This window comes from Brachybacterium vulturis (assembly GCF_043641765.1).
GTDB lineage: Bacteria > Actinomycetota > Actinomycetes > Actinomycetales > Dermabacteraceae > Brachybacterium > Brachybacterium vulturis_A.
Genome location: NZ_JBHZRO010000027.1, coordinates 22780 through 30754 on the forward strand (window position 1 = coordinate 22780; position 7975 = coordinate 30754).

A 7975-nucleotide genomic window follows, 5' to 3' on the forward strand; every position below is an offset into this window, starting at 1 on the left:
ACTTCGGTGCTCGTTCACGCGCAGTCGCACCTGCGCCCTGGGCCAGCCTCTGATTCAACTGAACACGAATCCTCCGCCCACTTCACCTGCTGCATACCGACGGCGCCGGAGGCTCCGGTGCTGCAGCCCCATCCGGAAGTGAGGACTCCCCGATGAACGTCACCGTGTACTCCAAGCCCCTCTGCGTGCAGTGCGACGCGACCAAGCGCGCGCTGAACAAGGCGGGCATCGCCTACGAGCTCATCGACGTCACCGAGGACGCCGAGGGCCTAGCAACCGTCAAGTCGCTGGGCTACATCCAGGCTCCGGTCGTCGTCGCCGACGGGGATCACTGGTCGGGGTTCCGGCCCGAGAAGGTGAAGGCCCTCGCTGGCACCAGGGTCCGAACGGTCGCCGCTGCCTGACAGTGCGCGTCACCGTCCGCCGGCCCCTCCTCCCGCTTGCGCAGTTTGGGCGAGGGGCCTTTCTGCGCTCGGACTGCCGTCCCGCCACGCCGAGCCTTCGCCCACTCCCCGGGGCGAGAGACGTTCAGCGAGGAGGCACGGGCATGACCACGACGAAGCTTCGCAAGCGCGACACCGGAGAGCAGGGCAACGGCGGCCAGTTCGCGACGACCACCCGCCACGACGTCGCAGTTCAGGTCCCCGAGTCCTCGGCGCGTGGGCGGGACGTGGTTGTGTCTCCCGGACTCCGCTACCTCACCGAGCACGTCGAGGCCCGGTTCGATACCGAGGGGCGCACCGTCGTCTCAATCCAGATCAACCGCGACCAGCTGCCGACCTCGGGCTACCGCCAAGGGTCCGCGCCCTGGGAAGTCCGCGACGAGGACGTCTCCGACGAGCAGGTCGATGCCTACCTCGAGGCGTGCAGCGACGACCCCGAGGCATTCGGTGCCGACCTGGGATTCCCGGGCGAGGCCAGGTGGATCTCGGCGTCGAGCACGCTCGAACTCACGCACACCGGCTACGAGGGCGTCTCTGACGAGGAGTTCTCCTCGACGGTCAGTGCCACCCTCGGCGACTTCCGCAACGATCTGCGCCTGCACGAGTGGGGCTGAACCGCCGTCCCGTGAACGAGCATGCTCGCCCACTGCCCGCGGTGAGACCCGATCACAAGGACGAGGAGCGGACCATGTCGGAGCACACCCGCAAGCGCGACACCGGCGAGCAGGGCAATCCGGGTGAGTTCGCCACCACCACCCGCGCCGAGGCCGACATCGACGTCGACTTGGACCCGCTGGATCCGACGGTGGACTGGGATCACGAAGACGCAGGGATCTCCTGGGAGTACCCAGCCTCCGATGCGGACTCGACGTTCCACGAGAACGGGTCGATCGCTGACCGGGTCCTGCTCGATGGCACCATCGAACACCACGACGACGACGGCACGCTCACGCACGTGACCATCGATGACGGCTCGACGATCCTGATCAACGGCGACCCGGACCACCCCTACGTCGTACATCGCCGCTTGGCGGAGTTCGCCTACGAGACCCACGAGCTCTCCCCCAACGAGGCCGAGGCGCGCCTCGCGGAGCTGAGCCCGGCGCTGGCAGCGCACGACTCTGCGAACGCCGACCGGATCGCCCGCGCGATCGCCAAGCGGATGGGCGACGACGACCTGTACGAGGCCGAGGCGCTGTGCGAATCGGCAGCCCAACAGCACGCCCTGACCGCATGGATGCAGCAGCACCCTCAGCCCCAGAACCCCCGCCCCGGAGTCAGAGACAGGCCGGCGACGCTCGACGAGGCACGGGGCATGCAGGACAAGCTCCTGCGAACCTTCGCCGAGCAGTGCCAGGAGCAGTCACTGCCGACCGGCCCCAGCTACATTCCCGTCATCACGATCGACCGCGGCAGGCTGTCGCTGAGCGTGGACGTGCGCAATGTCCCGGACTCGATGATGCGCAACCGCTACGACGGCAACGAGACTCTCAGCCCCGTCGGCGAAGAGCTCCGCACCCGCGTTGAGACCGCTTGCCGCCACGCTGGCGCCCGTGTTGAAGCCGTCGACCTGGAGTCGGATCTGCAACGCGGGATCCGGCGTCTCCGCACCCATAGCCAGCACCTGCACGAGCAGCTGGACGCGGCATGATCGTCGCCGGGATCGACCCCTCTCTCACCAGCACGGGCGTGGCCGTGGTCCGCTCCCCCGAACGGGTGGAGACCTCGACAGTCACCTCCAAACCGCCCGCCCCGGGGACCGAGACGGTCCGCACCCGATTCGAGCGCATGGAGCGGCTTGCCGCGAGCATCCTGGACCTGGTCGACGGGGCCGATTTTGTCGGGATCGAGTCCCCGGCCTACGGGATGCGCAACGCCGGCAAGGTGCATGACCGGTCGGGGCTGTGGTGGTGGATCGTCGGGCAGCTCGAGACCCGCGGCATTCCGGTCGTCGAGATCACCCCGCCCTCGCGGATGATGTACGCGACCGGCAAGGGCAACGCGGGCAAGGATCTCGTGCTCGTCACGGCAGCCGCCACATACAAGCAGGCCGAGATCACCGGCAATGACGTCGCCGACGCCGTCGTGATCGCTGCGATGGTCTCCCGCCTCGCCGGCCAGCCCATCGAGCTCCGGGAGCCCTCGCAGGCGAAGCTGAAGGCGCTGAGGAAAGTGCAAACGCCCGTCGAACCGGGCCTCGCGTCGGTGGTCTGACGGAGTGGGCGGAGCCCGTCGCTAGCTAACCACGGATCAAGAGAGGTGAGGCGTGCGAGCATTCGGACATCAGCCGTGCACCTAGAGAGGTCAAGTAATGAGCCACGCCGACCGGCCCAGAGTGGTCTGCCTCTGCGGTTCGCTGCGTTTCCAGAGCCTGTTCGAGTCAGAGCGGCGTCGTCTCACTGCGCTCGGGATTATCGTGCTAGCACCTGAAGCCATCAGCGAGGAACTGACGCCCGCCCGACGAGAGGCTCTCGGTGAGCTGCATCTCCGCCGTATCGACTTGTCTGACGAGGTGCGGGTGGTCAGCGAAGGCGGATACCTCGGATCGGCAACGCAACGTGAAATCGCGTACGCGCGAGAGAGGCGCAAGAGCATCAGCTCGGTGGACCCAACTCTCGACCTCTGATGCCGCGAGAGATCTTCCCTGCAGCCTCACCAGGGCTTCGAAGTGAACCGTCGGGACGGGACACCGGTCAAGCGGCTCGTGCGGCGTTCACAGGTTCTTCGGCGTCGAGTTGTCCGGGAAGAGACTGACGGGCAGCCCGGAGACTGTGCACGCGATCGCGATGACTCCAGCGATGACGCCCACGATCGTCCACAGACGGTTGGCGCTTCGGGTGTAGAGGCCGACTGCGCCGAGCACGAGCGCGAGAACGGCGCAGATGAATCCGGGTATCGGGGCGACGAACGCGATTCCATCGAACATGACGGGGTGCCCGTTCTGCACGTGACGTGCGTATCGCTCGGCAACGACCACTTGCCCCCACAGCGCGAGCGCGATCCCGATTCCGCCTGCCGTGCTCGACATGATGGCGAAGACGTCGAAGCTCCGCGAGCCATTCGATGGGGTGGTGGTCATCCATCCACGGTACCCATGCACCGGTACTCGCTTGCGTGAAGGCCCAGTTGCGGTGCGTCGAGCTCAGCCGTTCTTGAAGCTCTTGAGTGCCTTCCGGCCGCCGATTGGGGCGCCGGGGTGTTCGCCGCGGAGGTCGGCGTCTATCTGGTCGGCGGAGTAGCCCTGCTCGACCATGTCGCTGACGTACATCTTCTTGGTGGTCGTGTCGACGGCGTCGATCTGGGCGCGAAGCTGGGCGAGCTGCTTTCGCACGGCGGCGTCGTTGTCGGGAAGGCGGGAAAATGCTTCCGGATGTCGGGCGGCGAACCCGGGCATGGCGTAGTGCGTGGACACTTCGGCCGGGGTACCGCGGAAGTCGCCGACGGTGACCTGAGATTGTTCGACTTTGGTCTGCTCGTCGGCGGGGAGGGTGTAGCGGTAGGTCCAGGCGAGGTGGGTGCGGACGGCGTCGCGAACGGCGAACCGATCGAGCTTCTCCGGAACACGATCCTTCCAGGACGCGGCGATCGCGTTGTGTTGCTCTGCAGACTCTCGAGTCCGCGCCTCATGCTCTGCCTGACTCCATTCAGGCTTCCGGTCCGGAGCGTTCCATTTGCCAACGATCGAGTTCAGGGTCACCGCGCGGCTGTTGCTGTAGTCGTCCATGACGGACTGGAGGACTTCGTCGGGAACGGGCACGGTAGACCACCACGAGAGGTGCTCGTCAGCGCTGTGCAGGCGCTCGGGGAAGTAGATCGACCCGTCCGTTCCGTTCTCGCTCATGGGCACGAGTGTGGCATCCATCAGCGCATCGGGGCGGGAGATGGATCCGAACCTGCCACCCTCGGAGCTGCCGGACGGGGTGCGAGGCTGCGTCGTCATCGCTGCTCATGGCTCCCCTCGAGGTCGAAAGCCCCCTGACCGATCGGCACGGCGACGGGCGTGGAGGCTGCCAGCGGGTCATACGACCGGAGCTCGTTCACCGCGTCGAGACGGGGCGCGGAGTCGTTGCCCGTCCCGGCTAGTTCGAGGGTGCCCTGGCGAGGGTCCAGTCCCCGGATGGACTGGGCGTAGAACGGCAGCTCCTTGGTCAGTGCCTGCATCTGCTCGGGCTCCAGTTGCGTGCCGTGCTCCTCGGCGTGCGCGTTGAAGATCTCCTGCGCCTGCGCGGACTCGGCGGCAACCTTCTGCTCGAAGAGGCTTCTCAACTGGACGTCCTGGTTCATCGACGCGAAGAACGGCAGCCCGTCGACCATCGCGGCGCGTTCATTCGCGTCCGGGGCGCGACCGTTCTCGGCATCGAAGGCATCGAACGATGCCGTGGCTTCGCGCATCTCGGCGGCGAGCTGGCGCTCCTGCACGACCGGAAGGCCGTGGGCGAGTTCCGTGATCGGAGCGCGGGTATTCTCGGACTGGTCGGCGCGGATGCGGGACTCGAGCTCCATGGACTCCACCACCTCCTGTCGGTTGTCGGTCGACATCTCGGGGATGCCGACCCGATAGGCGGTCTTGGCCAGACCCGTCAGCGCTGAAACCCCGGTACCGGCGGCCGTCGCGGCGCCCTGGGCGATGTTCCGGCGGTGCTTCAGTAGGGCCCGTCCGCCCATCACTGCTGCGGGAACGGCAAGCCCACCCGAGGCCAAGGCCAAGCCTCCGTATAGGGCGGCGCCCTTTACCGCAGCCTTGTACGTCGCGGGGTTCGTGGCGGCGGTGGCGAGCTTGGTGCCCGCGGTGCCGACGACCCGGGTGGCCGCGCCGACGCCGCGGATCGCGAGGTACTGCGCGGTCAGGGACTTGTTGTTCCAGATTGCGCTGCGAGTCGCCTTGCCCTCGGCCCACTTCTGCTGGAGAAGCCCGGCACCGCCGCTGATCTGTCGGCGCACGTTGTCCGGGACCGAGCGGACCCGGTGCATCGCGAGCCGACCATGACGGCCAAGGGACCTCGTCTCGGATCCGGCCGCGATCGCCATGCCGGCGGCTCGATCGGTCGCATCGTCGAGCCGGTCATCGTGGCGACCGCCTGCCTCGAACGCCTCCAGGCGTGCGCCGAAGGGCGTTCGAGTCCGCTCTTTCGCATCCGGGCCGTCAAACGTTCTCGCGACGGTCGAGCCATCAGCGTCAATGTCTAGCTCTACGTCGGGCTCTGCGGCATCCTCACCCTCAGCAACCTTTGCGGCGCTCTCGCTGTCCCCCGCGACAGCCTGGTCATCTCCCGATTCCTCCGCGCCGTCGGCGACGGTGCTCTGGGTGTCCTCGGTGCCGCCCGTGATCGCCTTCTGCGTCGACGCCTTTGAGTCGCCCTGGGGCGTGTTCGTAGCATCGCCGACGAGCTCTTCGTTGGCAGCTGCGGACTTGGAGTTCGCGGTGTCCTTGCGTCCGAGGAGTCGACCCTTCGCGGTGTCCATGGCGGCTCCGGTCAGCTTTCGGCGGCCCTGCTCCAGCAGGTTCTTGGTGAGTGCTCCCCCGCCGCCAACAGCGCCCGCCACAGCCAGCGGGTTGCCGGCCATGGCCTGCATGCCTCGGAGCGTGAACGGGCTGTGGGTGCGGAACAGTCGCTTGAACATCCAGTTCAGCAGCAGGATCGACATGGCAGGGCAGAGCCCGATCCACAGCATCATGGCGGTGGCCCAGCCGCCGAGGACGGCGTCGCCGGCGCGGATGAGTGCCGTCGCGATCAACAGAACGAGGGCGAACAGCAGCGTCGTGACGGAGGTGATGGTGGTGTAGCCGATCCAGCCTTTGAAGAAGCTGGCGGCGGAGCCGAACCCTTGGGAGATGACGCCAGCCAGTGCCGCGATGATGAGGAAGAACGCCATGACGTGGGAGAGCAGCTTCATGATGAACAGGGCTGCCGCGAGGATAGTCATGGCTGCGGCGCCGATGAGCGCGCTGATCGCGTAGGTGATGGCGAGCATGGTGGTCGAGGTACGGATCGTGCCGGCGGAGTTGGAAACGTAGGAATACGCCTCGGGGTGCTCGGCGAGCCCGTTCTCGGGGTCCGAGAGGAGGCTCGCGTCGCCGACGACGGCGAACTGGATGTCCTTGACCTTGTCGACGGTGACGTCCGGGGAGACCTTGTCGGCGAAGGGTAGGGCGAACACGACCCCGGTCTCGTTGTTCACACCGTCGCCGGTGAAGATCTGGGCGCAGGCTTCGGGGGTGAGTGGTCCGCCGATCTTGCCGCCGTCGATACCTTCGGCGGGCAGGTCGGAGCGGAGCGTGTAATTGCCTGAGGCGTCGACCTGGCAGAGGCCCCAGGCTTGGTTCTGGCGGGCTGCGCGGTCGTCGTTGGTGAAGCCGCCATTGAGCATGGGCGATCCGGCCGGCGGGACGGCAGCGGAGTAGTCGTCCTCGCCGCTGGAATAGGCCTCTTCGAGGATCGCCTCGCGGTCGTGGGGGGCGATGTTGGCGTTGGTCTCGAGTTGCTGGCAGGCGGCGTAGTCGGCGCCAAGGCTGGACTGGTCCCCGTACTGGATGGCTGCGAAGGCCCGGTACGCGGTCTCCTCCCACCAGCGGGACATGACGTCCAGCGCGGCGGGGGCAGTCTCGCCAGTGTCCTCGTAGTAGCCCGTGTACTGGGCATGCAGCGTGTCGATGTAGGACTTGCACGACGTGGGGTCGGACTTGGCATCCCCGGAGAACACGGTGGACGCCTGCGAGGATCGGTTCGAGATCGGCGCGGCGATGGTGTCGGACGCTGCGGAGAAGGCGGCGGAGAGCTCTTGGACCATCCAGGCGGGCGAGAACGTGCCGGGGTCGTAGGTGGTGCCTTGGCCGCGGTCGTTCAGCGACCCCATCACCATGGCGGTGAAGATGCCGAGGCTGAGGATCATCATCGCGAGGCGCCGCAGCCCGAACCGGCCCCTGGTCGCTCCGAGGATCAGGCTGAGCAGGCCGACGGTGAGGATCAGGAAGATCGCTCCGGATTCGATGATCGAGCTGCCGAGCGTCGCCGCGAAGTCGTTCAAGGGCTTGGCCAGCAGGGCATTGACTTCGAAGTTGGTGACGGCGTTGACCAGCAGCGCTGCAGCGAGCCAGGCGAAGTTCCCCACGGCCAGGATTCCCGTGAAGCTGGTCTTCTCAATCATGTTGACCTCGACGCTGCGCAGCGGCTGGGTCACGTTGAACTCGACGCTGTCGCCGAGCTGCATGGCGCTCGCCCAGCGCACGATGGGCAGGCACTTGATGGGGTCCTCACCACCACCAACGCTGGCGCAGGCGGGCATATTGTCCACTGCGGCGCCCCTGTCCAACACTGCGGGCTGGACCCCTGTGGCCTGGAGGATCGCGTCCTGTGGGGCGGAGGTGATCGTCTCGCCCGGCGCGGTGAGGTCATCGCCGTAGGCGGGGCCGAGGAGGAGTGCGAAGGTGCCGATCATCATCGCCAGTGGGGCGAGGATGGGGGCCTGACCCTTGTTCGTGGACACGCTGATTCCAGCATTTGCTGGGGAAGCGAGATCATGAACCATGGCCA

The 7975-nt window shown here is 66.9% G+C and carries 8 protein-coding genes; 5 read left to right on the top strand and 3 right to left on the bottom strand.

From position 1 onward, the window contains the following. Positions 1–152: 152 nt before the first annotated feature. From nrdH to ACHUEU_RS15570, 5 genes are all read left to right on the top strand, one after another. Entirely contained in the window at positions 153–404 is a 252-nt protein-coding gene (gene nrdH / locus ACHUEU_RS15550; protein ID WP_394217008.1) for a glutaredoxin-like protein NrdH, read from the top strand. 143 nt (positions 405–547) lie between these two features. Next, entirely contained in the window at positions 548–1057 is a 510-nt protein-coding gene (locus ACHUEU_RS15555; protein ID WP_394217009.1) for a hypothetical protein, read from the top strand. Positions 1058–1131: 74 nt separating this feature from the next. Beyond that, entirely contained in the window at positions 1132–2094 is a 963-nt protein-coding gene (locus tag ACHUEU_RS15560; protein WP_394217010.1) for a hypothetical protein, read from the top strand. After that, the gene (locus ACHUEU_RS15565; RefSeq protein ID WP_394217011.1) at positions 2091–2657 is read left to right on the top strand and encodes a crossover junction endodeoxyribonuclease RuvC; all 567 of its coding nucleotides are present in this window, start codon (positions 2091–2093) and stop codon (positions 2655–2657) included. The genes ACHUEU_RS15560 and ACHUEU_RS15565 overlap by 4 nt, the downstream gene beginning before the upstream one ends. 97 nt (positions 2658–2754) lie before the next feature. Then, positions 2755–3069 (top strand): hypothetical protein, encoded by a 315-nt coding sequence (locus ACHUEU_RS15570; RefSeq protein WP_394217012.1) that lies wholly within the window; start codon positions 2755–2757, stop codon positions 3067–3069. Positions 3070–3156: 87 nt separating this feature from the next. Here the strand turns inward: ACHUEU_RS15570 and ACHUEU_RS15575 are convergent, their stop codons facing one another. From ACHUEU_RS15575 to ACHUEU_RS15585, 3 genes are all read right to left on the bottom strand, one after another. Continuing rightward, positions 3157–3522, bottom strand: coding sequence for a hypothetical protein (locus tag ACHUEU_RS15575; RefSeq protein ID WP_394217013.1), 366 nt, complete (start codon positions 3520–3522; stop codon positions 3157–3159). Between the two features lie 63 nt (positions 3523–3585). Continuing rightward, on the bottom strand, positions 3586–4284 hold the full coding sequence (locus ACHUEU_RS15580; protein WP_394217014.1) for a hypothetical protein: 699 nt from the start codon (positions 4282–4284) through the stop codon (positions 3586–3588). A gap of 95 nt (positions 4285–4379) precedes the next feature. Further along, positions 4380–7928, bottom strand: a complete 3549-nt coding sequence (locus tag ACHUEU_RS15585; protein ID WP_394217015.1) for a Yip1 family protein — start codon at positions 7926–7928, stop codon at positions 4380–4382. Positions 7929–7975: the final 47 nt, after the last annotated feature.